Genomic DNA, 26,319 nt, shown 5'->3' on the forward strand with positions numbered 1-26,319 from the left:
AGCGAATGAGGATGCCTGAGATGACCGATCGCGTTCCCAGTGCCGTGCCGACCGCGCCGCGCCCGCTCCCGAGCCCGCCGGGCCCGCGCCCGGGCCCACCGGCAGCCGCCACCCCGCTTCCGACCCCGCCGGCCCCGTCCGCCCCGTTCCCGGCCCCACCGGCCCCGTCCGGCCCGCTCCCGAGCCTGCCGGACGTGCTGGCCCGGCGGGCGGCCGAGCAGCCCGACCAGGTGGCGTACGCCTTCCTGCACAACGGTGAGGAGGTCGCCGACACGCTGACCTACCGTCAGCTGGACGTCCGGGCGCGGGAGGTCGCGGCGCGGCTGTCCGCGCTGGGCCTGGCCGGGCGCAGCGTGCTGCTGCTGCACCCGTCCGGGCTCGGGTTCGTGGCGGACCTGCTGGGCTGCATGTACGCGGGGGTGGCGGCGGCACCGGTCCAGGTGCCGTCGCGGGCCCGGGGGCTGGCCCGGCTGCGGGCCATCGCGGACGATGCCGGGACGGCCCTGGTGCTGACCACGGCGGAGGTGAAGCGGGACTTGGAGGATCGTTTCGGCACGCTGCCCGAGCTGGCCGGACTGACCCTGCACGACCCCGCCTCGCTGGCGGCGGCCGCCGAACGGCACGACCCGGCGGCGCTCGCCGGGTGGCGGCCGCGGCCGATCGGGGCCGAGGAGCCGGCCCTGCTGCAGTACACCTCGGGGTCGACGGGGACGCCGAAGGGCGTCCGGGTCAGCCACGCCAACTTCGGTGCCAACGTGGACGAGACGGACCGGCTGTGGCCGTGCCGGGGCGACGCCGCGGTGGTGAACTGGCTGCCGCTCTTCCACGACATGGGGATGCTGTTCGGCGTGGTGCTGCCGCTGTGGGCCGGCATCCCCTCGTACCTAATGGCGCCGGAGGCGTTCATCCGCCGCCCGGCGCGCTGGCTGGAGGCGATCTCCCGATTCCGCGGCACCCACGCGGCGGCACCGAGCTTCGCCTACGAGCTGTGCGCGCGGGCGGTCGCGGAAGCGACGACGGAAAGCGGTTTCCCGCCGGGTCTGGACCTGTCCTCCTGGCGGGTGGCGGCGAACGGCGCGGAGCCGGTGCGCTGGCAGACCGTCAGGTTCTTCACCGACACCCTCGCCCCGGCCGGCTTCCGCCCCGAGGCGATGTGCCCCGGCTACGGCCTGGCCGAGAACACCCTGAAGGCCACCGGCAGCCCCGAGGACCGCCCGCCGACGGTGCTGTGGCTGTCCGCCGAGGAGCTGCGGGCGGGCCGCGCCGTCGAAATACCCGGCGCGCCCGGCGCCTCCGGGGCACCCGGCGCGCCTGGTGATGCGTCCGACGGCTCCGGGGCGGTCCCGGCCGTCGGCTGCGGCGGGACGGTCGGCGACAGCACGGTGCGGATCGTCGACCCCGAGGTGCGCACCACGCTCCCGGACGGGCGGGTCGGCGAGATCTGGGTGAGCGGGCCGTGCGTGGCGGGCGGCTACCACGGCCGTCCCGAGGAGTCCGAGGCGACCTTCCGGGCCCGGCGCGCCGACCGCGCCGAGCAGCGCACCTGGCTGCGCACCGGCGACCTGGGCTTCCGGCACGGCGGCGAACTGTTCGTCACCGGCCGGATCAAGGACGTGGTGATCCGGCAGGGCCGGAACTTCTACCCGCAGGACATCGAACTGTCCGCCGAGAGCGCCGACCCCGGCCTGCACCCGAACTGCGCGGCGGCGTTCTCCGCCGACGACGGCGCCCACGAGCGCCTGGTGCTGGTGGTCGAGGCCGACGGCCGGACCCTGCGCGGCGGCGGCGACCGGCTGCGCGAGCGGATCAGACGGGCCGTGCACGAGAACCAGCGCTTGGAGGCCGACGAGATCCTGCTGGTCCGGCGCGGGTCGCTGCCGAAGACGTCCAGCGGCAAGGTGCAGCGCCGCGAGACCCTCCGGCGGTACCTGGACGGCGAGTTCGGCACCGCCGGGGCCGCCGCGCCGCGCGAGCGGGTGGAGGCGGGACGGTGACGGTGACCGAGGAGCCGACGGCCGGGAAACCGGCGGCCGGGGGGCCGACGACCGGGAAACCGTTGACCGAAGAGCCGACGGCCGGGGGGCCGACGGCCACCGGGGCGCCAACGCCTGCCGGAGCACCGTCCGCCGGAGCACCGTCCGCCGGAGCACCGTCCGCCGGGGCACCGTCCGCCGGGGCCGCGTCCGGGGTGCTGCGGGCGAGCACCCCGCTGGCCGGGGCGCGCATCCTCGGGGTGGGCGCGTACCGGCCGGCCCGGGTGGTCGGCAACGCGGAGGTGGCGACCGCGATCGACTCCAGCGACGACTGGATCAGGCGCCGTTCGGGTATCGCCACCCGCCGCTTCGCGGACCCGGACGAGACCCTGGTGTCGATGGCGGCGGCGGCCTCGCTGAAGGCGCTGGCGCACGCGGGGGTGGCGCCGGAGAGCGTCGACACCGTCCTGCTGGCGACCATGTCGCACCTGGAGCAGTCGCCGCCCGCCGCGCCCCGGGTGGCGCACCTGATCGGCGCGAACGGGGCCGGCGCGGTGGACCTGGGCGCGGCCTGCGCGGGCTTCTGCCACGCGCTGGCGATGGCGGACGGGCTGGTGCGCTCCGGGCACAGCCGCCACGTGGTGGTGGTCGGGGCGGAGCGGATGAGCGACCTGATCGACCCGGCGGACCGGGGCACCGCCTTCCTGTTCGGCGACGGCGCGGGCGCGGTGGTGGTGGGCCCGGCCGCGGTACCGGGCATCGGGCCGGTGGTGTGGGGCGCGGACGGGTCCCGGCCGGGGGCGATCGCGCACGCGCACGGATGGCGGGAGCTGCGCTCGGCCGACCCGCCGCCGTGGCCGACGCTGCGGATGGAGGGTCAGGCGGTGTTCCGCTGGGCGGTGGAGACGGTGCCCCGGGTGGGCCGGGAGGCGCTGGCCGCGGCCGGGGTCTCGGTGGACGAGCTGTCGGCGTTCGTCCCGCACCAGGCGAACCTGCGGATCGTGGACGCCGCCGCCACCGCGCTCGGCCTGCCGCCGTCGGTCGCGGTGGCCCGGGACGTGGTCGACACCGGCAACACCTCGGCCGCCTCCGTCCCGCTCGCCCTGGACCGCCTGCTCGGCGAGGGCCGCACCGGCCCGGGCGACCTGGCCCTGCTGGTCGGCTTCGGCGCGGGCCTGAGCTTCGCCGCCCAGGTGGTCGCCCTGCCCTGACCCGCGCCCACTGCCTCCTGCCCCCTGCCCCCTGCCCCCTGCCTCCTGCCCCCTGCCCTTCGCACCTGCTCCTGCCCGCCCCCGACGCCCTGCGGAACGGGGCGGCCGCCGACTCCCCGACAGTCCAACGGCCGCCCCGGGCAGGAGGTTTGTCGATATGTCGGCCACCGGCTCCCGTGCTCGCGGGCCGGGCGTCCTTGGGAGCACGCTCCTGCGCCCGGCCCCGTCCCGGAGCACGTTCCCGGGTGCGGTCTCGTCCCTCGCGGGGACGGATCGACGGTGCGTCGGATGATCCCCTTGAAGGGCGCCGAGAAGGGTTCCGGCGCCCTGACCCGAGGGGTTCCCCATGGACGAGTACGCACCGCAGCACCGCTTCCCGCAGCGCCTCCCCGGCGGCCGGCGCGGGGTGGCGGCGGCCGTGACCGCGCTGACGGCCGTCGCCGTGCTGACCGGTGTCGCGGCCCCGGCCCCGGCCTCCGCCGCGCCCCGCCCGGACGCCGTGCAGCAGCGCCTCGACGCGCTGGTCGAGGACGACGGGGCACCCGGCGCCCTGGCCACCGTCAAGGGCCGCGACGGCCGCACCCGCACCTACACCGCCGGCGTCGGCGACGCGGTCACCGGGGCCCGGGTCCCGGTCGACGGGCAGGTGCGGATCGCCAGCAACACCAAGTCCTTCACCGCCGTCGTCGTCCTGCAACTGGTCGCCGAGGGCAAGGTCGGCCTGGACGCGTCCGTCGACACCTACCTGCCCGGCCTGGTCCGCGGCGACGGCTTCGACGGCCGGACCATCACGGTCCGCCAGCTGCTCCAGCACACCAGCGGCCTGCCCGAGTACGTGAACACGGGGATGGTGCTCGACGCCCCCGAGCGCTACTACGAGCCGCGCGAACTCCTGGACGCCGCGCTGTCGCAGAAGGCCCACTTCGCGCCCGGTACCCAGTGGGAGTACAACAACACGAACTACCTGGTGGCCGGCCTGATCGTGCAGAAGGTCACCGGACGGCCGCTCGGCGAGGAGATCACCCGGCGGGTCATCGACCGGATCGGCCTGCGCCACACCTCCTTCCCCACCCCCGGCGACCTGACGATCCCGCAGGCCCACCCGAAGGGCTACCAGCACGCCGCCGACGGCTCGCTGCGCGACTACACCGAGCTGGACCCGTCCTGGGGCTGGGCGGCCGGCGCGATGATCTCGACCAACACCGACCTCACCCGGTTCTACGCCGCGCTGCTCGGCGGCCGCCTGCTGCCCGCCGAACAGCTCGCCCAGATGCGCGCCACCGTCCCGGCCGAACCCCTCGGCCCCGGGGTCCGCTACGGACTCGGCCTGATCAGCCGGCCGCTGAGCTGCGGCGGCGTCGCCTGGGGCCACGGCGGGGCGATCCCCGGCTACGGGACCGGCAACGGCACCACCGAGGACGGCCGTTCCGTGAGCATCGCCGTCACCACCCTCCCGGCGGGCGACATCGAGAGCCACCTGGACCGGGCGGTGGACGAGGCGCTCTGCCGCTGATCCCCGGCCGCCCCGCCCAGCCCCCTTCTTCGCTTCCCAGCAGTGGAGTCCCGATGAACGAACCCGCCCCGCCGAGCGGAGCGCACCGCCTCCGCCTCGTCCGGCACGTCCGCCTCCTCCGGTACGTCCGGCACGCCACGGTGGCCGCGGCCGCCGCCGGCCTCGCCCTGACCGCCTTCACCCCGGCTCCCGCCCACGCCGCGCCGCGCCCGGACGCCGTGCAGCAGCGCCTCGACGCGCTGGTCAAGGACGACGGGATGCCCGCCGCCCTGGCCAGCGTCAAGGGCCGCGACGGCCGCACCCGCACCTACACCGCCGGAGTCGGCGACCTGGCCACCGGGGCCCGGGTCCCGGTCGACGGCCAGATCCGGGCCGGCAGCAACACCAAGGCGTTCACCGCCGTCGTCGTCCTGCAACTGGTCGCCGAGGGCAAGGTCGGCCTGGACGCGCCCGTCGACACCTACCTGCCCGGCCTGCTGCGCGGCGACGGCTTCGACGGCCGGACCATCACGGTCCGTCAGCTGCTCCAGCACACCAGCGGCCTGCCCGACTACATGGACGCGCCCGCACTGGCCGACTACCGGACCATCCAGTACCGGTACTTCGAGCCGCGCGAACTGCTCGACGGGGCGCTGGCCCAGAAGGCGCTGTTCCCCGCCGGAACGAGCTGGATGTACAGCAACACGAACTACCTGGTGGCCGGCCTGATCGTGCAGCAGGTCACCGGACGCCCCTTCGGCGAGGAGGTCACCCGGCGGGTGATCGACCGGATCGGCCTGCGCCACACCTACGTCCCGGCCACCGGGGAGACCGCCCTGCGCGAGCCCCATCCGCACGGCTACCTGAACACCGGCCCGGGCGGCCCGCGGGTCGACTACACCGACATGGACTCCTCGATGGCCTGGGCCGCGGGCGCGGTGGTGTCCACCAACACCGACCTGAACACCTTCTACGGAGCCCTCCTGACGGGCCGTCTGCTGCCCGCCGAACAGCTCGCCCAGATGCGCACCACCGTCCCGGCCGACCTGATCGGCCCCGGGGTCCGCTACGGCCTGGGCCTCCAGAGCAGGCCGCTGAGCTGCGGCGGCCTGGTCTGGGGCCACGGCGGCACCGCCGTCGGCTACCGCTCCCGGGGCGGTGTCACCGAGGACGGCCGGGCCGTGAACATCACTCTCACCACCGTCCCGGACGGGGCCGCCGCCACCCACCTGACCGACGCGGTCGACGCGGCCCTCTGCCGCTGACGGCCCGCCGGTCGGGGGATCAGCCCCGGCTGCCAGCCGTCGGACCGACCGGGGCACCGGTCGACGGTCCGGCCGAGGCACTCGTCGTCGGACCGGGCGAGGTGCTGGTCGACGGGCGCCAGACCCGCAGGTAGTCGGCGGCGGTGGTGACGGAGGCGCTGCCGACCGGGGCCGGGTGCCAGTACCCGGCGCAGATCGACAGGTTGAGGATCAGGTAGGCGCTCCAGTTCGGGCCGGTGCCGGTGTGGTCGGAGAAGACCAGCTTGCGGTTGACGTACCACTCGTTGTTGGTCGCGCCGTAGCGGACGCCGATGCTGATCCACGCGCCGGGGCGCACGGCGTTCGGGTCGCTGTAGTACAGGCCCGCGCTGTGGATCCGGTTGGACAGCTCCAGCAGGTTCGGGTTGTCGGGGTGGTACTCGAAGGAGTCGATCTCGTTGCCGCCGTCCTTCCAGGTCCACAGCGCGGGCCAGGCCCCGTAGCCACTGGGCAGTTGGAGCCGCACCTCCGCGTAGTCGCCGGGCCGGACCTGGAAGCCCTGCTGGGTGTACTCGGTGGTGAGCAGCCCGGTGTCCCAGGACTGCTTGCCGTTCTCCAGCCGGGCGAGGCCGGGGGCGGCGGTGAAGACGTTCTTCCCGGCGACGGTGCTGAGCGCGTTCGGCTGCAGCCAGTCCAGCTTGTCGTCGTCCGGGTTGTGGGTGCCGTACCGGTACGCGCTGGTGCTGCTGTTGTGCCACCTGGTGCCGATCAGGGGCGGGTTCGTGAAGCTCTCGTCGAACACCAGCTTCCCGCTCGGCGTGAACTGCCCGGACGCGGCCGCCTCGGGCCCGGCGGCCGGTGCAGTGCCCGGTGCACTGCTCGGGGCGGCGGTCGGTGCGGCCGTCGAGGTGGCGGTCGGAGCCCGGCCCGGCAGCCCGACGGCGGGGACCTGCGCGGCGGCGGGCAGCAGCGGGACGAGCAGCGCGAGGGCGGGCAGCACCACCCGGCGGAACCGGGAGGCCCGGCGAGGCCGGGAGACCTGACGGGGCTGGAAGGTACGGCGGGGCCGGGGGCTATGGCTGGGCAGGGACACGGTGCTCCGATCGGACGGGCGGGGTGGGGGCGGAGCGGGGCCGGGCGGCACCAGGTGTTCGCAACGCCCCCAAGGGGAAACGTTTCTTCAACTCCGGGCACTGGTCCGGGCGCTACTGGACATCGATGCTGAACGCCCGGTCGGGCACCGACCGGCCGGGCCGGTCCGGGTCCTGCAGCGAGACCGTTCCCGCCAGGCGCTCGCCGGGCCGGATGCCCTCCTCGACCCGCAGCGGAACCAGCACCGTCGCCGTCCGGCGCACCCCGAGGCCCTTGCGGAACCGGCAGGCCAGCTGCCGCCCGTTCGCCTCGACCCGGCAGCCGTCGGGGAACACCTGGCCCTCCACGGTGACGCCCTTCGGCAGGCGCACCGTGGTGGTGAACTGCTTGGTGACCGGGTCCGGCCCGAGGTTGGCGACCAGGGCCCGCACCACGGTGAGACCTTGCGCCTCCGCCCGGTCCACGGTCGCGCTCACCACCTGGAGCCCGTCCTGGTCGTCGGGCGCCGGCTGCCCCTCCGCCCGCACCGCCGTCGGCCGTCCACCGAACGGTGCCACTCCGGACGCGACCGCAGCCGTCCCGGTGGCACCCACGCACAGCGCCACCGCGAGGCCGATCCGCCACCATCCGCGTCGGACTCTCCGCATCGTCCCGCCACCTCCTGCCACCTTCGTCGACTCCCGGCAGGATCGGCCGGACCCGTCCGGGCGACGGTCAGGCGCACCGCCACCCGGACGCGAGCACCCAACTGGCGGACAATCATCAGATCATCCCAAAATGACGATCCGTCAATCCGACACCCGCGCCCGGCGCCCGGGGCCGCACACTGGACGACATGGAGTCCACCGAACCCGCCGAACCCGTCAGGCCCGTCGAACCCGAGGGCGGCGAGCCCGCCTGCTTCCTGCACCTGGCCTGCGAGGAATGCGGCAAGGTCCGCGAGCACGGCCGCTGCCCCCACTGCGACGCCCCGCCGCCGAACGACCGGGCCTAACCCCGCCCGGACTGCCGCGCCCCGCCCTCCGGCGTCCGGTGCAGGGCGCTGAGCTGCGAGTCTTGACCCTGACCCCACGTCAGGCTTCAGCGTGGGGCGCAGCGGAACGGCGCGGACGTCGAGGGGGGAACGGTGAGTTGGTCGGTCGGGCAGGTTTCGGGCTTCGCCGGGGTGACGGTGCGGACGCTGCACCACTACGACCGGTCCGGGTTGCTGTCGCCCAGTGAGCGCAGCGCGGCCGGCTACCGGCTCTACGGGTCGGCCGATCTCGCCCGGCTGCAGCAGATCCTCTTCTACCGGGAGCTCGGCTTCCCGCTCGACGAGATCGCCACCATCCTCGCGGACCCGCAGGCCAACGCACTCGACCACCTGCTGGCCCGTCGGCAGGCGCTGACCGAGCAGATCGCGCGGCTGCACAAGCTCGTGGACGTCGCCGAGCGGGCGATCGAGGTCCGCAACCTCGGGGTCGACCTGACCCCGGAGGAGCGTTTCGAGGTCTTCGGCGACGTGGTCTTCGACCTCAGTTACGCCACCGACGCGCACCTCAAGTGGGGCGACCGCGCGGGGCACCGGGAGTCCCTGGCCCGGGCCGCCGCCCACTCGAAGGAGGACTGGCGGCAGCTGATGGCCGAGGCCGGCGCGTGGCGGGTCAGGCTGCTCGCCGCCTTCGACGAGGGGCGGCCCCCGCACGACGAGCGGGTGCTCGGCCTCGCCGAGGAGCACCGGCAGCACATCACCCGCTGGTTCACGCCGTGTCCGCCCGAGATGCACTGCCGGATCGCCGACGACTACGAGGCGGACGCCCGCGCGTTCGCCCTGGTCGTCCCGCCGGCCGAGCAGCGCCCCGGCCTGGCCGCGTACCTGCGAACGGCCATCGGCGCGAACGCGGAGCGCCGGTCCGGGGCGAACCCGGGCAGCCCGGCGAACCCGAGCAGCCCGGCGAACCCGAGCGGCGCGCACGGTACGAACGACACGAACGGTACGGAGGAAGCCCGGTGAAGATCCTTGTCATGGCGGCCGGTTCGCACGGTGACGTCGCTCCCTTCGCCGGCCTCGGCGCCCACCTGCGCGCGGCGGGGCACGAGGTCGCGCTCGCCGCGCCCGAGACCTTCGGCGGCCTCGTGGCGGAGAGCGGCCTCGCATTCCGGCCGCTGTCCGTCGACCCCGGGGGCGGGGCGGGCGGCGGGTCGCTGCTGGGGCGGGCCGCCGCGTTCGTCGACCGGCTCGGCGACGGGCTCGCCGACGCCGCCGCCCCTGGCGCGGACCTGCTCCTGCTCACGGCCACCACGGCCCCGCTCGGCTGGCACCTCGCCGAGGCGATGAACGTGCCGAGCCTCGGTGTGTACCTGCAACCCACCCTGCCGACCGGCGAGTTCCCGCCGGTGGTCGGCGGCACCCGCTCGCTCGGCCGCTGGGGCAACCGGGCCGCCGGCGCCGTCGGCCAGCGCGTGGTCGACCGCCTCCACACCGACGCGGCCCGCCGACTGCGCACCCGCCTCGGCCTGCCCCCGCTCGCCCAGAGCGCCCAGCGGCGGGCCCGGGAACGCGAGAACTGGCGCGTCCTGCACGGCTTCAGCCCGACCCTCGTCCCGAGGCCGGCGGACTGGCGCAGCGGACTGGAGGTGGTCGGCACCTGGTGGCCGTACGTGGCGCCGGACTACCGACTTCCCCGCGAGGTCGAGGACTTCCTGCAGGCCGGCCCGGCGCCGGTGTTCATCGGCTTCGGCAGCATGGCGGGCGGCGACGGCGAACGCCTCGGCGTACTGGTCACGGAGGCGCTGCGCCGGGCGGGTGTCCGGGGTGTGCTGCAGGCGGGCTGGGCCGGGCTCGCCGCGGACGGGGACGACATCCTGACCGTCGGCGAACTCCCGCACGCCCACCTGTTCCCACGCATGGCCGCCGCCGTCCACCACGCCGGAGCCGGCACCTCCGCCGCCGCCCTGCGCGCCGGCATCCCCGGCATCCCCGTCCCGGTGATGGCCGACCAACCCTTCTGGGCCGCCCGCCTGGCCCGCCTCGGCACAGCGACCGCCCCAGTCCCGTTCAGGCAACTGACCGCGCAGCGCCTGGCCGAACAGATCCGCCGGGCGCTGGAAGACCCCGCCCTCCGCACCCGGGCGAGAACAGCAGCAGACCGACTCGGACGGGAGAACGGCGCCGCCCGCGTGGCCGAAGCGGTGGAAGCCACCCCGTAACACGCGTTCCACCACCCCGGACGGAAAGCGCCTTCCGCACGCAGCTCCCCGGCCCCGCCCCCAGGCCACCGGCACAACCTCCGCCCTCGGCACGCCCCCGCCCGCAGGGCCCTCAACGCAGCAAGCCGTGCAGCAACAGCTCCGCCAGATGCCCGTACGCTTCGACGTCGGCGAGGCCCGCCGCAGCGGCGAACCCCCTCCCCAACACCCCCACCCCGCCGCCCGCAGGGCCCTCAGCGCAACAAGCCGTGCAACAACAGCTCCGCCAGATGCCCGTAGGCTTCGGCGTCGGCGAGGCCCGTCGCGGCGGCGACCTTGCGCTGCTGGATGCGGACCATCACCGAGCTGATCACGTCCGCGGCGAAGGCGACGTGGGTCTCCCGGAAAGCGCCTTCCGCCACGCCGTCGTCGATCAGGCGCTGGATCCGGCGGGCGGCGGCCCTGGTGTTGCGGCCGTAGACCTCGGCGGCGGGCTCGAAGGCCGCGAGGTCGTCGAAGAAGCGGGCCGAGCCGGGGGCGAGTTCGGCGGAGACGGCGCGCAGGTAGGCGGCGAGCCTCGCGGCGGGAGCGCTCTCGGCGGCGAGCGCCGCCTCCACCCGGGCGGTGGCGGTGCGGAAGAAGTGCACCACGGCGGCCCGCACCAGCTGTTCCTTGGAGCCGGCCAGGCCGTAGAGGGTGCGCTTCGAGCAGTGCAGCCGGGCAGCCAGGTCGTCCAGGGTGAACTGGGCGAAGCCCTCGGCCACGAAGAGGTCGACCAGTTCCTCGAAGAGGGCGCTGCGGCGCGCGGCACCCCGTCCGGTCGGTTGGGGCGCGGCGGCACTGTCGATCACCCGGCCAGTATGACAGTCGGCCCCTCCCGCACTCCCGTCTCCTCCACTGCTCCACCCGCGTGCCCGCCCACCCGTCCGCCCAACCCGCCCGTGTGCCCGCCCTACCCGCCCGCGCGCCTGTTCGCCCGCCCCTTCGCCCGCCCGTCCGCGCGGATTCGCGGTGCCGCCGTTCCGGGGATGCCCAAGGCCGGGATCGCTGCGCTACGCTGACCGGTACTGACGTACCGCTTTGCGTACCGCTTGGAGCCGGAACATGGCCGTGGATCGCTTGCTTCCCACCGAAGAAGCCGCCGACCTGATCGCGTTGACCCGCGAGCTCGCCGACAAGGAACTCGCCCCGAAGGTGGATTCCCACGAGAAGCAGGAGCGCTACCCGGAGGGCCTGTTCACGCTGCTCGGCCAGGCGGGGCTGCTCGGGCTGCCGTACCCGGAGGAGTTCGGCGGCGGCGCCCAGCCGTACGAGGTGTACCTGCAGGTGCTGGAGGAGCTGGCGGCGCGCTGGGCGGCGGTCGCGGTGGCCACCAGCGTGCACACCCTGGCCTGCCACCCGCTGAACGCCTTCGGCACGCCCGAGCAGAAGGAGCGCTGGCTGCCCCGGATGCTCGCGGGCGAACTGGTCGGCGGCTACAGCCTGTCCGAGCCGAACGCGGGCTCCGACGCGGCGGCGCTGACCTGCAAGGCCGAGCCGGTCGAGGAGGGCTACCGGATCACCGGCACCAAGGCGTGGATCACGCACGGCGGCAAGGCCGACTTCTACGCGCTGTTCGCCCGCACCGCGCCGGGCCCGCACGGCGTGTCGTGCTTCCTGGCGCCGGGGCAGGTCGAGGGGCTGACCTTCGGCGCGCCCGAGGAGAAGATGGGCCTGAGCGCGGTGCCGACCACCGCCGCGTACTGGGACGGCGCGCTGCTGGAGCGCGAGCGGCTGATCGGCGCGGAGGGCCAGGGCCTGCCGATCGCGTTCTCCGCGCTGGACTCCGGGCGGCTCGGCATCGCGGCCTGCGCGACCGGCCTGGCCCAGGCGGCGCTGGACACCGCCGTCGCGTACGCCAACGAGCGCACCACCTTCGGCCGTCGGATCGTCGACCACCAGGGCCTGGGCTTCGTGCTGGCCGACATGGCGGCGGCCGTGGACTCCGCCCGCGCCACCTACCTCGACGCGGCGCGCCGCCGCGACCTGGGCCGCCCGTTCAGCCGGCAGGCCAGCGTGGCGAAGCTGATCGCCACCGACGCGGCGATGAAGGTCACCACCGACGCGGTGCAGGTGCTCGGCGGGTACGGCTACACCCGGGACTTCCCGGTGGAGCGGTACATGCGCGAGGCGAAGATCATGCAGATCTTCGAGGGCACCAACCAGATCCAGCGCCTGGTGATCAGCCGCCAGTTCGCCGCCCGCTGACCCGCTCCCCCGCACTTCCCGCGCTCTCCCGCACTTCCCGCGCTCTCCCGCACTTCCCACCAGTTCGTCACCATCCGATCGGAAAGGGCTTTCCGCATGCAGCTCTCCGGCACCGCCGCCCTGGTCACCGGCGCGGCCTCCGGCCTCGGCGCGGCCACCGCCGCCCACCTCGCCTCGCTCGGCGCCCAGGTCTACGGCCTGGACCTGCCGAAGGCCGTGGAGTCCGCTCCCGCGCAGCCCGACGGCGTCACCCTGCTCGGTGCGGACGTCACCGAGGAGCAGCCGGTGCGCGAGGCGCTGGCCCGGGTGGCGGCGGACGGCCGTCCGCTGCGGCTGGCGGTGAACTGTGCGGGCATCGCCCCGTCCGCGCGGATCGTCGGCCGGCGCGGCCCACACGACCTGGACCTGTTCCGCACCGTGCTGAACGTGAACCTGGTCGGCAGCTTCAACGTGATGCGACTGGCCGCCGAGGCGATGACCGGCCAGGAGCCGGACGGGAACGGGCAGCGCGGCCTGGTCGTCAACACCGCCTCGATCGCGGCCTTCGAGGGCCAGGTCGGCCAGATCGCCTACGCGGCCTCGAAGGCGGGCGTGGCGGGGATGACCATCACGGCGGCCCGTGACCTGGCCCAGTTCGGCATCCGGGTGGTGACCATCGCCCCGGGCATCGTCGACACCCCGATGATGGCGGGCTTCTCCGACGAGGTCCGGGACGGCCTGGCCGCCACCGTCACCTTCCCGCAGCGCCTGGCCCGCCCCGAGGAGTACGCCCGCCTGGTGGCGATGGTCGCCGAGCACGACTACCTCAACGGCGAGACGATCCGGATGGACGGCGCCCTGCGGATGTCCGCCCGCTGAACCCCAGCCTTCCCCTGCATCCGTCCACCGCACCGCACCGGCAAACGAATTGACGAGCCGTCAGTTCGGTGGCGGCGCGGTGCGGTGGACGCTGCGGATCGCGGCGACGTCGGGGGCCGTGGCCGGGGGCGGGACGTCGGCGCTCAGGGCGTCGAGGCGGCGGACGATGCTGCCGGCGACGCCCTTGCCCAGCAGGTAGCGGGTCGGGGTGGCGGCGGTGGCGGCGTGGTCGAGCAGGCGGTGTGCTTCGCGGCTGCGCAGGCCGGTGTTGGTGAGGACCAGGTGGTCGAGGCGGTGCGGGGCGGCGGCGAGCGCGGCGCCGATCCGTTCGGCGGCGGCCAGGTCGATCCGGTTGTCGGCGGCGGACAGCGCCCCGGCGGCCCGGACCCGGCCGAGGTCGAGCAGTTCCACGCCCGCGTGCGCGGCGGCGGCCACCAACTCGCCCGCCACGTCCGGCCCGAGGCCGGAACTGGCCAGCGACAGGCGGCGCAGCCGCCCGGGCGGGGCGGTGCGCAGCGCGGCGGCGAGGGTGCGCGCGCCGCTGTCGCCGAGTCCGGCGGCGGAGGCGTACAGCTCGTCGGTGCGGTCGGCGGCGAGCAGGCGGGCGAGCGGTTCGGCGCCCGCGGGGCCGAGCGGGTTGCCGCTCAGGTAGAGGCGTTCGAAGTGGCGGTCGCCGGCCAGCAGGGCGTCGACCAGGACGGCCAGCCCGGCCGCGTCCAGGCCGGTCTGCACCAGGTCGAGGGTGCGCAACCGCTCGACGGCGGCGACGAGTTCGGCGGCGGCCTGGCCGGCGTGCAGGCCGAGCGGGTTGCGTTTGAGCCAGAGCGCCCGGACGGTTTGCGGGGAGGCCCGCAGCCGGTCGGCGATCCGGCAGGCTCCGGCGGCGGTGATGCCGTTGCAGCCCAGGTAGAGGGTGCGGACGGGGGTGTCGGCGGTCCGGGCGGCGAACGCGGCGGCGCCGTCGTCGCCGAGGCCGTCGGTGCCGAGCAGCAGGTGCCGGACCGGAAGCAGGTCTTCCTCCGCGCCACCGTGGCGCTGGGCCGCGTCGGCGAGCGCGTCGGCGACCAACTTGGCGCCCTCGGGGCCGAGTTGCTGCTTGCACAGGTCGAGCCGGCCGTCCGGGAGCGCGGTGCCGGCCGGGAAGTCGAGCCGCTGCCCGGCGGCGGCGCCGGTGCGCAACCAGGCCAGCAGCGGGGCGAGTTGGTCGACCGGGCGGGGGACGACGGACGGGACGCCCGCGAACTCGCTCACCACTGGCGCTCCTTGTGCTCTCCGCCCCGGGGACGGGGTGTGGGGCCGGCCGGATTCGAACCGGCGTCCTCCGGCTCTGCAGGCCGACGCATCTGCCGCTGTGCTACGACCCCACGACGCGCGGCGGCCGCACCGGGCCCGCGCTCCCCCTCGGGTGCGACGGGGCCGACCGGAGTCGAACCGGCGTCCTCCGGTTCTGGAGACCGGCGCATCGGCCGCTGTGCTACGGCCCCGTCACCGCCGATCGTAGGGGCGGAGGTCACCACTGCGCCACCTGATAGTCCTTCAGGAAGACGCCGGAGAGCGGCTCCCCCGCCTCGCCGCGGACGATCGGGTCGTAGACCCGGGCGGCGCCGTCGACGATGTCCAGCGGGGTGCGGAAGCCGCGGTCGGCGAGGCGGGACTTCTTCGGGGCCGGGTTCTCGTCGGTGATCCAGCCGGTGTCGACGGCGCACATGTGGATGCCCCGCCCGGCGAGTTCGGCGGCGCTGGTGCGGGTGAGCATGTTGAGCGCGGCCTTGGCCATGTTGGTGTGCGGGTGGCCGGCGGTCTTGTTGCGGACCTCGAACCGGCCTTCCACGGCGGTGACGTTGACGATGTAGCGGGCCGGGTGCGGGGAGGCCTCCAGCAGTGGCAGCAGGCGGTCGCAGAGCAGCGCGGGCGCGAGCGCGTTGACCAGCTGGGTCTCCAGCAGCTCGGCCGGGTCGAGGGCGCCGAGCGTCGCCGACCAGGAGTTGCGCGGCGCGGCGTCGGGCAGCAGCCCGGCCTCGTCCACCGCCGCGACCGCCGCCGGTCCGGGTATCGGAAGCGACCCCGATTCCCTTGCACCGTCGGCGAGTTCGGTGACCGGCCAGGCGGCGGTCAGGGCGGGCATCGGGCGGAACCTGGGGGCGTGCCCGACCTGCGCGGGGACGGGGCCGTGTTCGCCGGCGGCGAGCAGCGCGTAGGACTCCGGCGGGCGGCGCAGGGTCTGCGCGGCGTTGTTCACCAGGATGTCCAACGGGCGCCCCTCGGCGCGCAGTTGCTCGCACAGGCCGAGCACCTGGCGGGGGTCGCGCAGGTCGATGCCGACGATCCGCAGCCGGTGCAGCCACTGCCCGCTGCCCTCGGCGGCGGTGAACCGGCGCAGGGTGTCGTGCGGGAAGCGGCTGGTGACGAGCAGTTCGGCGCCGTCGCGGAGCATCATCAGGGCGAGCTGGAAGCCGATCTTGACCCGGCCGCCGGTGAGCAGCGCGCGGCGCCCGGTCAGGTCGGTGCTGAGGGCGCGGCGGGCGGTGTTGTCGGCGGCGCAGTCGGGGCACAGCCGGTGGTAGAAGCCGTCGACCCGGTGGTAGAGCCGCTTGCAGACGTAGCAGCGCTGGGGCCGGTGCAGGGCGCCGACGGGGGCGGGTGCCTCGGCCAGCGGGGCGTCCTCCCGGCGGTCGGCGCCGCCGGTGGCGGTGGCCGCGATCAGCGCGGCGTCGGCCCGGGACGCGTCGGTGCGCCGGTCGCGGCGGCGGCGGTGCCGGCCGTCGCGGACGAAGGACTCGGCGGTGCGCTCGGCCCGCAGCCGGACGGGGTGGTCGACGGGCAGGGCGCGGAGCCGGCCGACGGTCCGCTCGAAGGCCGCGAGTTCGGCCTCGCCGAGGGCACCGGGGGCATCAAAGCCACCAGGGGCATCAAGGGCACCGGGAGTCTCCTCGGGGGCGCTCGACAGGGGCGTGCTCATCGGGCGGTCCTCCGGGGCGCGTGCGACCGCGCGGGGCGTGGTGGGTGCGGGGGCGATGCGACGGGCCCGGCCGGATTCGAACCGGCGTGCTCCGCACGAGCAGTGCGGCGCGTCTGCCTCTGCGCTACGAGGCCCGTCGTCGGGCCTCCCGGAGGCCGGATTCGAACCGGCGTGGTCCATCTTGCGAAGATGGCGCGCCTGCCTCTGCGCTACGCCCGGGAGGTGTCACGGATGCTATCCCGCCGCCGGGGGCGGTCGGCAAGCGCTTTCCGCCCGGCTCCCGGCCCCGTGGTCAGACCGGCGGCAGCAGGTCGCTCGCGCTGACGGTGTACGTCGGCGCCGGCTGGCGGAAGTCCGGTTCGGTGTTCTCGCGGCGGCGCAGCCGGTAGAACTCGCGCTGCTGCTCCTCGTCCGCGAGGGTGAGGCGGGCGCCCGACGGGAGGTGGGCCTGCCCGTCGCGGTACCGGAGCAGCGTCTTCGAGGTGCGGAAGGTGACGCCCAGCCACTGGTTGTCGGGGGCGGGGGCGGGCGCGTCCAGGACGATCCGGTGCTTGAGGCGCCGGTTGGCGGCGACGGAGAAGATCACGGCGCTGTGGTGGTCGAGCGGGATCTCGAACCTCCCGCCGCCGTCCGGTTCCTTCGGCTCGACGCGCAGGGTGCGCGGCGGCCCGGCCTCGGGGTCGCGGTAGCAGGAGAAGACCGCGATGTGCGACTCCTCGGCGAGGTCGAGCGCCTGGTCGGAGTGGGCGCCCATGGTGGTGTACGCGCTGGTGTAGCACTCCAGCAGCGCGTTATTGAACTCGTCGGGGAGCGCGGCCAGTTCGCGGATCTGCCGGGCGAGGCGTTCGTGCACCGGGCGGAAGGTCCGGGCGGGCGCGCCGTACCGGGTGGTGGTGCGCACCAGGGGCACGGCGCCGGTGGCGTCCGGCCGGGTCAGGACGGTGCCGCGCCGGCCCTTGCCCAGTTCCTCCAGCTCGGCGGAGCCGAGCAGTTCCGCGAACAGGCCCGGTCCGGCCGCCTCGGCGGGCAGCGCGTACCGGACGAACTCCGCCCGGCCCGTCGGGTCGAAGGGTTCGGCGGCGGAGGGGTCAGAGGCTCGGGGCACGGTAGTCTCCGCTGTTCATGCTGAAGCGGAACTCGTCGCCGTAGTCGATGAAGGCCGAGCTCCGGTTCTCCTCGGCGTAGCGCTGGCGCAGCTCGGCCAGGCCGGCTTCGGTGGGCGGCTCCAACTCCACGAGTTCCCCGGCCAGTTCGATCAGGGTGCGGCCGTCCCGGTGCACGGCGGGGGTGGCGGAGCAGCGCACCACGTAGCCGAGCCGGGTGGGGAGCAGGGCGGCGTCCAGGGCGGCGGGGCGGATCTCGTGCGCGTACCGGCGGTTGGTGGAGAGCGGCATGAAGAACACCGAGCCGGGGTGCAGGGTGACGGTGAACTGCTCGGGCAGCTCGGCCTCTTGAGCGGTGCGGGCCGCCTCCTTGCGGCGGAAGTGCAGCCGGGTGAGCCCGCTGACGCCCTGCACGCCGAGGTCGTGGGGGTCGTCCCCGGCGAGCGGGCGGAGCCGGTCGAGTCCGTCGTAGAAGGTGCAGAAGGCCATGATGCCGTTGGCGGGCATGTCCTTGGTCTTGTCGGCGTGGGCCGAGATCCTGGCCTTGGTCTGCTTGCGGCCTTCGGTGGCGGGGGTGTTGTGGTAGGTCTGGGCGAGGACGTGGTTGAGCGGGGCGTGGCCCCGGAAGAGCGCGTCGGCCTCCCGGTTGAGCGCGGCGACGATCCGGGTGTCGGTGGGGCCGAAGTTCTCGGTCGGCCCGGAGAGGTTGGTGGAGCAGCGCAGCAGCCGGAAGCGCAGGTCCGCGCCGTCCCGTTCGACGGGGGTCAGGTAGATCCCGCTGCGGTGGGCGGTGCCGGGCTTGGTCGACTCGGTGAGGGTCTGGAAGGCGTGCTCGGCCCTGATCCGGGCGAAGTGCCCGCCGTCGGGCGCGAAGAAGCGGGGGTAGTACGCACCGAGGCCGTGCACCCGCCGCGGCACCCGCCCGGGGCCGACCGCCTCCTCCAGGGCACCGTCCGCCACGTGCTCGTGAACCCTGAACACCCGTCCGGCCGTCCGGAGTCGGTGCTCGTCGACCTCGGCCGGGTCGCCGCAGAGGTAGACCGTCCGCCCGGTGGGGTCGACGGCGCCGGAGGCGAGGTCCGCCGGGGTGGCGACGGTGCCGAGGAAGTCCCGGGCGAGGTCGCCGCTCCACCCGCCCGGGGACGCGACCAGGAGGACCCCGGCCTCCTCCAGGCGGGCTTCGGCGCGGATTTCGGCGCGGATTTCGGCGCGGGCTTCGGCCGGACCGGTGGTGGACATCGACGACTCTCCCTGCTTCCTGCCGCTCGCCCTTCCCGACGGAAGGTCCGGCACGAAGCGTACCCGCCGGGCAGGGCCGGAGGAGGGTGCCGCCCCCGATGTCCTGTCCCTGTAATGGAGTTGTGGCACCCCGCACTGGAGTTGTGGCACCCCGGACCGGGGTTGCGGCACCCCGGACGCGGGGGCGGACCGGGCGCCCGCCCCCGCGTCCGGGGTGCTCAGTGGTGTCAGGGGACGACGGGGTGCGAGATCTCGCAGCCGCCGGCGCCGCCGTTGTAGTCGTTCGCCCAGGTTCCCTGCATGGCGAAGGAGCCGGTCGCGAAGGCCACGTTCTGCGCGCCGCCGACCCCGCCGGTGCCCTTCCAGGCGCACTTGTCGGCGTTCTCGTAGCCGGTCGAGTCGGTCCAACCGCCCGCGGGGTTCTGGTCGGTGACGGTCTCCGAGTACTCGTGGCCGTACACGATGGTGACGCCGTCCAGGAGGCCCGCGCTGCCCGCGTTGACGTAGTTCTGGCCGCAGGAGGCGCCCATGTCGGTGACGTAGGGGTCGTTGGTGAACGCGATGTCGCCGTACGGGGAGGCGGCCGCGCCGCCGGACAGCGTCGTGTCGCCGTTCCAGTCGTGCCAGGCGCAGAACTGGCCGGTCGAGGTGTTGAAGCCGTCCGGGTGGGTGCCGGTCGGGGACAGCACGACGTACTGCACGTTGCGGTTGGACGCGGCCGTGGTGTTGCCGAAGTGTCCGGCGGCCTTCACGGCCTCGGAGGCGAGTTGGTTGCCGCTGGCCTGGTTCGGCGCGGCGGCCGAGCCGTCGACCCAGACTCCGGCCAGCGCACCGCCGGTCGGGTAGCCGACGTGCGCGGCGGTCGACGGGCAGGAGGTCGCCCCGGCGGCGATGCCCTGGCAGTACTGGGTCATGACGCCCGACCAGCTCTCGCCGTTGGTGCCCAGGCCCTTGAACAGCCGCTGGGCCCGGACGGCGATGCCCAGCGGGTCGCCGGAGAGCGTGGTGTAGCCGTTGGCGTCGGTGCCCTGGGTGCCCCACTGGGAGCCCATGAAGACCAGGTAGACCTTGGCCGGGCCGGTGGTGACGCCGATGCCGTCCACCCCGCCGCCGTACTTGAGGTTGCTGGTGCGGTGGGTGGCCTGGCCGCTCAGGCCCTTCGCCTGCACGACGCCGTGCCGGTAGGGGTGGGGCCGGCCGGCGAACTCGTCGACCGGCTGGTTCGCCGAGGCCGGGGCGGCGGCGAAGCCCGCGGCGGCGATCGCCAGCGAGGTGAGTCCGGTCAGGACCTTGATCCTCGGCCGACGGCGGGTGGGGGGAATGCCCATGGTGAGGGTGCCTCTCTCGTGCCGACCGCGGACCGGTGGGAACGGCGGCGGCATCGTGGGGGGAGGGAGTGGGGGGAGGGAACGGGAGCGGGCGGCCGCGGGCGAGCCACCGGAAAAAGGCATGCCGGAGAGACGCTTCCAGCGCCGTGGTGATTACTGACGGGACATCAGGAAATGGCTCGCACGGTTCTGCCGCCGACCGCTCGGAAGCAAAGCAGAGCCGCTGAAAGACCGTCAACGGGACGGACGGCAAAGAACTCCCCGGCCACGCCCAGCAGCAGGCAAAAACCACAGGTGGCCATGGTGTCGATGCGCGTAGCACGGTCGGCCGTGAACAGTTGAAGCGATCTCGTGAACTGTATGCGGCGCCGGGGCCCGGTCCGCACTGCCGCCGCACACCTTGACGACCGGATTACCGCCGGCCCGGAAATCGTGCACCGGAATTTGTCGACCGGTCAGGAATTGCTTCCGGCGGGCATTTTCGGTACCCCGCAGCAATTCCGCGGGAAGGGGGTGCGTTCCGGTCGCCGCCGGGCGGGTGGAGCTGCGGGCGCGGCTCGGTCAGCGGCTGACGTGCAGGGCGCAGATGTCGTCGCGGCGGGGGTGCGGGGCGACCAGGGTCCCGACCACCTCGTCCAGGAAACGGGGGCTGTCGGCGTGGGCCAGGGCGGTGTCCGCGAGGCGGGCCAGGCCCTCGTCGATCGGTTCGTCGGGTTTCTCGATCAGGCCGTCGGTGTAGAGCAGCAGGTGGTCGCCGGGGAGGAGGTCGACAGTGGCGGCCTCGTAGCGGGGGTCCGCGGTCGCGCCGAGCAGGATGCCGCGGGGGGAGGGCAGGAAACGGGCCCGGCCCTCGCGGACGAGCAGCGGCGGCAGGTGGCCGGCCCGGACCCAGGTGAGGCGGGAGGCGGCGGGCTGGTAGACGGCCATGATCATGGTGGCGGTGTCGCCGTCGCGTTCGGGGGTGTGCAGCAGGAGGGTGTTCAGGTTGGCCAGGACAGCGGGCAGGGGGGTGCCGGTGATGGCCATGCCCTTGGCGGTGAAGCGCAGCAGGGCCATGGTGGCGATCGCGTCCAGGCCGTGCCCGGCCACGTCGCCGACGACCAGCAGGGCGCTGCCGTCGGGGAGTTCGACGGCGCTGTACCAGTCGCCGCCGAGTTCGAGCCCTTCCTGCAGGGGCCGGTAGGCGACGTCGACGGTGAGGCCGGACAGGTCGAGGTTCCGCTGGGGCCTGGGGAGCAGGGTCTCCTGGAGGCGGGCGGCGAGGGCGCGTTCGGCGGCCAGCTGGCCCTGCTGGGCGAGGGCGGCCTCCTGCTGCTCCAGCAGGCGCCGTTCGGTGTCCTTGGCGCTGGTGAGGTCCTGGAAGAAGCCGTGCACCCGGACCGGCAGGCCCGCGACGTCCGTCTCGGCCTCGGAGACCACCCGCACGTGGCGGGTCCGCCGGCCGGGCAGGCGCAGGCGGACGGTGAGGTCCATCGGCTCGCCGGCCTTCAGCAGGCCCGCCACCGCGCGCTCCATCGCCTCGCGGTCGGTGTCCTCGGCGTGGGCGGCCAGCTCCTCCAGCGGCATCGGGCCCAGCTCCCGGTCCCGTCCGAAGATCGAGTACACCTCGTCGGACCAGGTGATCTCGCCGCGGACCAGGTCGCGGTCCACCCAGCCCATCCGTCCCAGGCGCTGCATCAGCGCCAGGCGGCGGCGTTCGCGCTCGTCGGAGTCCAGGCGCTCCCAGGAGACGATCAGCCCGCCCCGGCAGCGCGTGACGCGCACCCGGTAGCGGGAGTGGTGCGGGATGCCGACGGTGCTCTCCTCGTACTCCGTCTCCCCCTCGTGGGCGGCCCCGGTCTCCAGCACCTCCAGGTAGTGCCGCCACAGTTCGGTGTCCTCGATGCCCGGGTAGGTGGCCCGGACGCTGCGGCCCAGCAGTTCCCCGGCGCCGCGCCCGCCGATGTCCACCGCCGCGGGCGACGCCGCCGCCAGCCGGAAGTCGGCGACCTCACCGCGCGGCCCGTACTCCGGCACGAGGAAGACCACCGAACCGGGCAGCGCCGCCAGTACCTCCGCCACCACGGCCGCGTCCGGCCCGGCCCCGGTGTCCGGGCCGTCCTCCGACCGGGGTGTCACCCGTCGCTGCTGGTCCGCCATAGGGCGAGCATGCCACGCGCTGGGAGGCGCCGGAACATCCGGTTCCCACTCCCGGTGCGGGGCGGTGGTGGTCCTGGGACGAAGGGTGGCACCCGTGGACCCGGGGGCGGCTCGCCGCGGCGTTCAGTTCGCGGGCCGGTACGGCACGGGCGGGCGGGGCGGCAGGGGGCTGAGCGGGAACAGCGGGGCGGTTTCGGTGATCTCCAGCAGGCGGGTGACCTGGGGGCGGGGGTGGGCCAGGGCGAGCAGGGTGCCGTTGCGGTCGGCCTCGACTCGGGCGGCCAGCAGGCTGTTGAGGCCGGTGGAGTCCATGAAGGAGACGTCCTGCAGGTCGAGCAGGACGACGGCCGGGGCGGGGCGGACCGCCAGGGCCCGGCGCAGTTGGCGATCCAGCCGGGGAGCGGTGTGGATGTCGATCTCGCCGACGCACAGGAGGACCGGTCCGGCCCAGTTGTCGCCGGCGGTCACGGTCAGGGTTTGCGGCGCGTTGTCGATGAGGCGCCCCTTTCGTGTCGGTGTGTCCTCTGCACCCACCGTACGGCGGCACGCCGGTCGTCCCCACAACGGGTACCGACCCTTCACCGACCCGACACCCTCGGCCGGGCAGGACGGGGCGGGCGGGCAGCACGGGGGGCAGTGCGATAATCGGATCGATGCTTGGGCGGGTGGACGAGCCGGCTGTCCCTCGGAACAGGGGCGTGGACGCCGATGAACCCCACGGGCGGCGCCCCGGACAAGAGGATGGATCAAGAGGGTGGATGACATGCGCGACTATCTCGGTGCCGTTCTCGACATGATCGGCCCCGGCCGGGCGGACCGCCCCGAGTTCGTTGAGTGGGGCGAGGTGGAAGGCTTGTTGGGGATCGAACTCCCGGCGGACTTCAAGGAGATCGTGGAGACCTACGCCCCGGTGACCCTGAACCACCACCTGGTTCTGACCCGCCCGGGCACTCGGTTCTTCGATCTGGCCGAGCGGCTCGGGCCGCAGATCAGGGGACTGGAGGAGTCCGACTGGGACGGGGCGGGCGTCACCTTCCGCGGAGCGACTCCGACCTTCGGCGGCCCGGACGGTCTCATTCCCGTCGCCCGCACGGACCGCCGGGAGGGCGCTTTCCTCGTCCGGTCGGCAAACGGCGAGCGCTGGCACATGGCAGGCATGGTTCTCGACGGCCCGCTCGTCGAGTACGGGATGGGCTTCAGTGAGTGGCTCTACCGCTATCTCGTGGGTGAGGACATGTTCGGCCCACGCAGCGGCGTGTTCTATCCGGGCCCGCTGATGATCGAGGATCTTCCCGAGGCACCCGGTGATGCCGTCGCTGCACGCCGCGGGCCCGCCCGAACGATCTGAACGACCCGGACCCCGGGGCGGTTCGGTCCTCGCCGCCGTGGGGTTGCACGGGCGCGAATACTCCGTGACCCGCGAGGGCGGCTGCCCGGTCTGCGGGACGGGGACCCTGCAGCTGGCGTTCACCATCGACGGGCCCGAACGGCGTTGGGTGGAGCACGGGGTGACACTGTGCGGGACGGGACGGTACTGGGAGTGGTGCGAGCAGTGCCACGCGTACGAGTACTACTGCCGGTCGAGCGTTCCGGAGTGGGCGCGCTCCCGCGTCGTCACCGAGGACGCGGGGTGGCGCGACCCGCGGCAGGCTGCCCGGCTGATCGGTGCGTGAACGGGGAGAGCCGGCCGGGTCGTGAGGGTTCGGGGCCGTGGTGCGGATCCTCCGGGCCCGAGCCCCGTCCCTCCCGGCGCCACGGCCCGAACGCATGGACCGTCTTGAGCATCTGGCTGTCCCGCGGCGCAGCCGGCGCACCTTCGTGAGCGCCCGTGGTGGTGCGTTCAACGCGACTCGATGGGCACGCGGACCCAGACGGTCTTGCCGTGGCCGGCCCGGTCGCTGCCCCAGGTCAGGGCGAGGCGCTCGACGATGAACAGGCCGTGCCCGCCCGGGGCGTCCGGGCGGTGGGGGCGGGGCCGGGGCGGGTCGGTCGAGGCGTCGGTGACCGCGATGCGCAGCGCGCCGGGTTCGAGGGCGAGGTCGAGGCGTTCGGCCCCCGGGGTGTGGCGGATGGCGTTGGCGAGGAGTTCCGCGGCGACGAGGAGGGCGTCGGCGGCGAGGGCGGCGTCGACCTGCCAGTCGGCGAGGGCGGCGCGGACGAAGGCCATGGCCGGGGCGGTCGGGCCGCCGGGGCGGAGGTCCAGGCGGCGGTGGCGGGCGTCGGGCCCGAGGGGGTGGTCGGTCATGGCGTGTCCCGTCTCCCGGTGCGGGTCGAGGGCTCCGGAGCGCCTGCCCGGCCGCCCGAAGGCTACACGGCCCGCCCCTCGGCGCCGGTGCTCCTCCGGGCCCGGGCCGGTGTCCTGTGTCGCTCTTGACCGGTGATCAGCGGGCTGGCAGCGTGCGGGTTGTGCCCGCGGCCGGGCAACGAGGCGGCGGCCGGGGTCGGAGAAGGCAGGGACGGAACAGATGGCACCGGACACGGCCGCTCGACGGGACTCCGCCGCGTACCGCGGCTTCCGCGCGGCGCGGGACCACCTGCTGCGCACGCGCGGCGACCTCGACGCGGCCCGCGACTTCCCGCGTCCCGAGGGCGAGCACTTCAACTGGGCACTGGACTGGTTCGACGTCGAGGCCGAGGGCAACGGGGCCGTCGCCCTGCGCGTGGTGGACCTGGACGCGGACGGCACCCTGCTCGGCGAGAGCGCGCTCAGCTTCGAGGAACTGCGCGAGCGCTCCGACCGCACAGCGGGCTGGCTGCGCGAGCAGGGCGTGCGGCGCGGCGACCGGATCCTGCTGCTGCTGGGCAACCAGGTCGCCCTGTGGGAGGTGATGCTCGCCGCGATCAAGCTCGGCGCGGTCGTCATCCCCGCCAGCACCCTGCTGACCCCCGACGACCTGGCCGACCGCCTCTCCCGGGGCCGGGTCCGGCACGTCGTCGCCGAATCCGCCCTCACCCCCAACTTCACTGGACTGGAAGGCAGTTGGAACGGGATCGCGGTCGGCGAACCCGTCCCCGGCTGGGCCGACTACGCCGAAGCCGCCGAACACACCGGCGGGTTCGCGCCGGACGGCGAGACCCGGGCCGAGGACCCGCTGCTGCTCTACTTCACCTCCGGCACCACCAGCCGCCCCAAGCTCGTCCAGCACACCCACCGCTCCTACCCCGTCGGCCACCTCTCCACCATGTACTGGATCGGTCTCAAGCCCGGCGACGTCCACCTCAACGTCTCCTCCCCCGGCTGGGCCAAGCACGCCTGGAGCAACCTCTTCGCCCCCTGGAACGCCGGCGCCGAGATCCTCATCGTCAACCAGCCCCGCTTCGCCGCCCGCCCCCTGCTCGACGCACTCGTCCGCCACCGGGTCACCTCCTTCTGCGCACCCCCCACCGTCTGGCGGATGCTCCTCCTCGAAGACCTGGAGCAGTGGCGGCCCCCGCTGCGCGAACTCGTCGGCGCCGGCGAGCCGTTGAACCCCGAGGTCGTCGAACGCATCGAACGCGCCTGGTGCGTCGCCCTGCGCGACGGCTACGGACAGACCGAGACCACCGCCCAGATCGGCAACACCCCCGGACAGCCCGTCAAACCCGGCTCGATGGGCCGCCCCCTGCCCGGCTACCACGTCGTCCTCGTCGACCCGATCACCGGCGAGGAGATCACCGGCACCGGCACCGACGGCGAACTCTGCCTCCCCCTCGACACCAACCCCCTCGGCCTGATGACCGGCTACCAGGACGACCCCGAACGGCACGCCGAATCCATGGCCGGCGGCCGCTACCACACCGGCGACGTGGCGCAGCGCGACACCGACGGCCACTACACCTTCGTCGGCCGCGCCGACGACGTGTTCAAGAGCAGCGACTACCGGCTGTCGCCGTTCGAGCTGGAGAGCGTGCTGATCGAACACCCGGCGGTGGCCGAGGCCGCGGTCGTCCCCTCCCCCGACCCGCTGCGGCTGTCGGTGCCGAAGGCGTACGTCGTCCTGGCGCCCGGCCACGCGCCCGACGCGGGGACGGCCGAGTCGATCCTGGCCTTCACCCGCACGCGGCTCGCCCCGTACAAGCGCATCCGCCGCTTGGAGTTCGCCGACCTCCCGAAGACCATCTCGGGCAAGATCCGCCGGATCGAGCTGCGCGGCCGCGAGCAGGAACGACACCGGTCCCCGGAGCATCCCACCGGCACCACCAGCGCCTCCGAAGGACCGGTCCGGGGCGAACGCGAGTTCTGGGAAGAGGATTTCCCGGGTCTCAAGAAGGGCTGATCGAACAGCT

Annotated in this window: 23 protein-coding genes and 4 tRNA genes; 12 read left to right on the forward strand and 15 right to left on the reverse strand. The window is 74.4% G+C overall.

Going from position 1 to position 26,319, the window contains the following annotated elements; all coding sequences use genetic code 11:
* The first annotated feature begins 20 nt into the window (after positions 1-20).
* From ACIOHG_RS14215 to ACIOHG_RS14230, 4 genes are all read left to right on the forward strand, one after another.
* Entirely contained in the window at positions 21-1,994 is a 1,974-nt protein-coding gene (locus ACIOHG_RS14215) for a fatty acyl-AMP ligase (protein ID WP_400949596.1), read from the forward strand.
* Positions 1,995-2,188: 194 nt separating this feature from the next.
* Entirely contained in the window at positions 2,189-3,184 is a 996-nt protein-coding gene (locus ACIOHG_RS14220) for a beta-ketoacyl-ACP synthase III (RefSeq protein ID WP_400949599.1), read from the forward strand.
* A 346-nt stretch (positions 3,185-3,530) separates the two neighbouring features.
* Complete coding sequence (locus ACIOHG_RS14225) at positions 3,531-4,697, forward strand: serine hydrolase domain-containing protein (protein WP_400949601.1); 1,167 nt, start codon at positions 3,531-3,533, stop codon at positions 4,695-4,697.
* Positions 4,698-4,750: 53 nt separating this feature from the next.
* Positions 4,751-5,941, forward strand: coding sequence for a serine hydrolase domain-containing protein (locus ACIOHG_RS14230; protein ID WP_400949603.1), 1,191 nt, complete (start codon positions 4,751-4,753; stop codon positions 5,939-5,941).
* Positions 5,942-5,960: 19 nt separating this feature from the next.
* On the opposite strand, the gene ACIOHG_RS14235 is transcribed toward ACIOHG_RS14230, so the two are convergent.
* Together ACIOHG_RS14235 and ACIOHG_RS14240 are read right to left on the reverse strand one after the other, a co-directional pair.
* Entirely contained in the window at positions 5,961-7,013 is a 1,053-nt protein-coding gene (locus ACIOHG_RS14235; protein WP_400949605.1) for a beta-glucanase, read from the reverse strand.
* 112 nt (positions 7,014-7,125) lie between these two features.
* The gene (locus tag ACIOHG_RS14240) at positions 7,126-7,659 is read right to left on the reverse strand and encodes a hypothetical protein (protein WP_400949607.1); all 534 of its coding nucleotides are present in this window, start codon (positions 7,657-7,659) and stop codon (positions 7,126-7,128) included.
* A gap of 188 nt (positions 7,660-7,847) precedes the next feature.
* On the opposite strand from ACIOHG_RS14240, the gene ACIOHG_RS14245 reads away from it, so the two are divergent.
* The 3 genes from ACIOHG_RS14245 (at position 7,848) to ACIOHG_RS14255 (ending at position 10,201) form a co-directional block, all read left to right on the forward strand.
* Complete coding sequence (locus tag ACIOHG_RS14245) at positions 7,848-8,006, forward strand: hypothetical protein (RefSeq protein ID WP_400949608.1); 159 nt, start codon at positions 7,848-7,850, stop codon at positions 8,004-8,006.
* Between the two features lie 132 nt (positions 8,007-8,138).
* Positions 8,139-9,005, forward strand: coding sequence for a MerR family transcriptional regulator (locus tag ACIOHG_RS14250; protein WP_400949610.1), 867 nt, complete (start codon positions 8,139-8,141; stop codon positions 9,003-9,005).
* On the forward strand, positions 9,002-10,201 hold the full coding sequence (locus tag ACIOHG_RS14255) for a glycosyltransferase (protein ID WP_400949613.1): 1,200 nt from the start codon (positions 9,002-9,004) through the stop codon (positions 10,199-10,201). The genes ACIOHG_RS14250 and ACIOHG_RS14255 overlap by 4 nt, the downstream gene beginning before the upstream one ends.
* A 233-nt stretch (positions 10,202-10,434) precedes the next feature.
* Here the strand turns inward: ACIOHG_RS14255 and ACIOHG_RS14260 are convergent, their stop codons facing one another.
* Positions 10,435-11,031: a TetR/AcrR family transcriptional regulator gene (locus ACIOHG_RS14260; RefSeq protein WP_400949615.1), complete on the reverse strand. Its 597-nt coding sequence runs from the start codon at positions 11,029-11,031 to the stop codon at positions 10,435-10,437.
* 253 nt (positions 11,032-11,284) lie between these two features.
* Here ACIOHG_RS14260 and ACIOHG_RS14265 point away from each other — a divergent pair, with 253 nt between their 5' ends.
* The gene (locus ACIOHG_RS14265; protein ID WP_400949618.1) at positions 11,285-12,427 is read left to right on the forward strand and encodes an acyl-CoA dehydrogenase family protein; all 1,143 of its coding nucleotides are present in this window, start codon (positions 11,285-11,287) and stop codon (positions 12,425-12,427) included.
* A 96-nt stretch (positions 12,428-12,523) separates the two neighbouring features.
* Positions 12,524-13,285, forward strand: coding sequence for an SDR family NAD(P)-dependent oxidoreductase (locus ACIOHG_RS14270; protein WP_400949621.1), 762 nt, complete (start codon positions 12,524-12,526; stop codon positions 13,283-13,285).
* A 60-nt stretch (positions 13,286-13,345) separates the two neighbouring features.
* Here the strand turns inward: ACIOHG_RS14270 and ACIOHG_RS14275 are convergent, their stop codons facing one another.
* The 11 genes from ACIOHG_RS14275 to ACIOHG_RS14325 all read right to left on the reverse strand — a co-directional run bounded on the left by ACIOHG_RS14275 (position 13,346) and on the right by ACIOHG_RS14325 (position 22,521).
* Positions 13,346-14,536, reverse strand: a complete 1,191-nt coding sequence (locus tag ACIOHG_RS14275; protein ID WP_400949624.1) for a ribonuclease inhibitor — start codon at positions 14,534-14,536, stop codon at positions 13,346-13,348.
* Positions 14,537-14,576: 40 nt separating this feature from the next.
* A tRNA-Cys gene (locus ACIOHG_RS14280) sits at positions 14,577-14,649 on the reverse strand.
* 47 nt (positions 14,650-14,696) lie between these two features.
* A tRNA-Trp gene (locus tag ACIOHG_RS14285) sits at positions 14,697-14,769 on the reverse strand.
* A gap of 26 nt (positions 14,770-14,795) precedes the next feature.
* Positions 14,796-16,244, reverse strand: coding sequence for an SDR family oxidoreductase (locus ACIOHG_RS14290; protein ID WP_400949626.1), 1,449 nt, complete (start codon positions 16,242-16,244; stop codon positions 14,796-14,798).
* 61 nt (positions 16,245-16,305) lie between these two features.
* A tRNA-Ser gene (locus tag ACIOHG_RS14295) sits at positions 16,306-16,379 on the reverse strand.
* 11 nt (positions 16,380-16,390) lie between these two features.
* Positions 16,391-16,464: transfer RNA gene (locus tag ACIOHG_RS14300), tRNA-Ala, on the reverse strand.
* Positions 16,465-16,536: 72 nt separating this feature from the next.
* Positions 16,537-17,274, reverse strand: a complete 738-nt coding sequence (locus ACIOHG_RS14305; protein WP_400949959.1) for a hypothetical protein — start codon at positions 17,272-17,274, stop codon at positions 16,537-16,539.
* 58 nt (positions 17,275-17,332) lie between these two features.
* A complete protein-coding gene (locus tag ACIOHG_RS14310; RefSeq protein WP_400949628.1) occupies positions 17,333-18,586 on the reverse strand; it encodes a hypothetical protein in 1,254 nt (417 codons plus the stop codon).
* Between the two features lie 227 nt (positions 18,587-18,813).
* On the reverse strand, positions 18,814-19,914 hold the full coding sequence (locus ACIOHG_RS14315; RefSeq protein ID WP_400949630.1) for a hypothetical protein: 1,101 nt from the start codon (positions 19,912-19,914) through the stop codon (positions 18,814-18,816).
* Between the two features lie 561 nt (positions 19,915-20,475).
* Positions 20,476-22,053, reverse strand: a complete 1,578-nt coding sequence (locus tag ACIOHG_RS14320) for a PP2C family protein-serine/threonine phosphatase (RefSeq protein ID WP_400949632.1) — start codon at positions 22,051-22,053, stop codon at positions 20,476-20,478.
* Positions 22,054-22,176: 123 nt separating this feature from the next.
* Positions 22,177-22,521, reverse strand: a complete 345-nt coding sequence (locus ACIOHG_RS14325) for an STAS domain-containing protein (RefSeq protein WP_400949634.1) — start codon at positions 22,519-22,521, stop codon at positions 22,177-22,179.
* A 295-nt stretch (positions 22,522-22,816) separates the two neighbouring features.
* Between ACIOHG_RS14325 and ACIOHG_RS14330 the strand changes: the two genes are divergently transcribed.
* Both ACIOHG_RS14330 and ACIOHG_RS14335 read left to right on the forward strand, forming a co-directional pair.
* Positions 22,817-23,401: a hypothetical protein gene (locus ACIOHG_RS14330; protein WP_400949637.1), complete on the forward strand. Its 585-nt coding sequence runs from the start codon at positions 22,817-22,819 to the stop codon at positions 23,399-23,401.
* Between the two features lie 64 nt (positions 23,402-23,465).
* Positions 23,466-23,726: a hypothetical protein gene (locus ACIOHG_RS14335; RefSeq protein WP_400949639.1), complete on the forward strand. Its 261-nt coding sequence runs from the start codon at positions 23,466-23,468 to the stop codon at positions 23,724-23,726.
* A 167-nt stretch (positions 23,727-23,893) separates the two neighbouring features.
* Here the strand turns inward: ACIOHG_RS14335 and ACIOHG_RS14340 are convergent, their stop codons facing one another.
* Complete coding sequence (locus tag ACIOHG_RS14340; RefSeq protein ID WP_400949641.1) at positions 23,894-24,298, reverse strand: ATP-binding protein; 405 nt, start codon at positions 24,296-24,298, stop codon at positions 23,894-23,896.
* Positions 24,299-24,518: 220 nt separating this feature from the next.
* On the opposite strand from ACIOHG_RS14340, the gene ACIOHG_RS14345 reads away from it, so the two are divergent.
* On the forward strand, positions 24,519-26,309 hold the full coding sequence (locus ACIOHG_RS14345; RefSeq protein WP_400949642.1) for an AMP-binding protein: 1,791 nt from the start codon (positions 24,519-24,521) through the stop codon (positions 26,307-26,309).
* Positions 26,310-26,319 lie beyond the last annotated feature (10 nt).

The sequence above is a fragment of the Kitasatospora sp. NPDC088134 genome (genome assembly GCF_044741705.1).
GTDB lineage: Bacteria > Actinomycetota > Actinomycetes > Streptomycetales > Streptomycetaceae > Kitasatospora.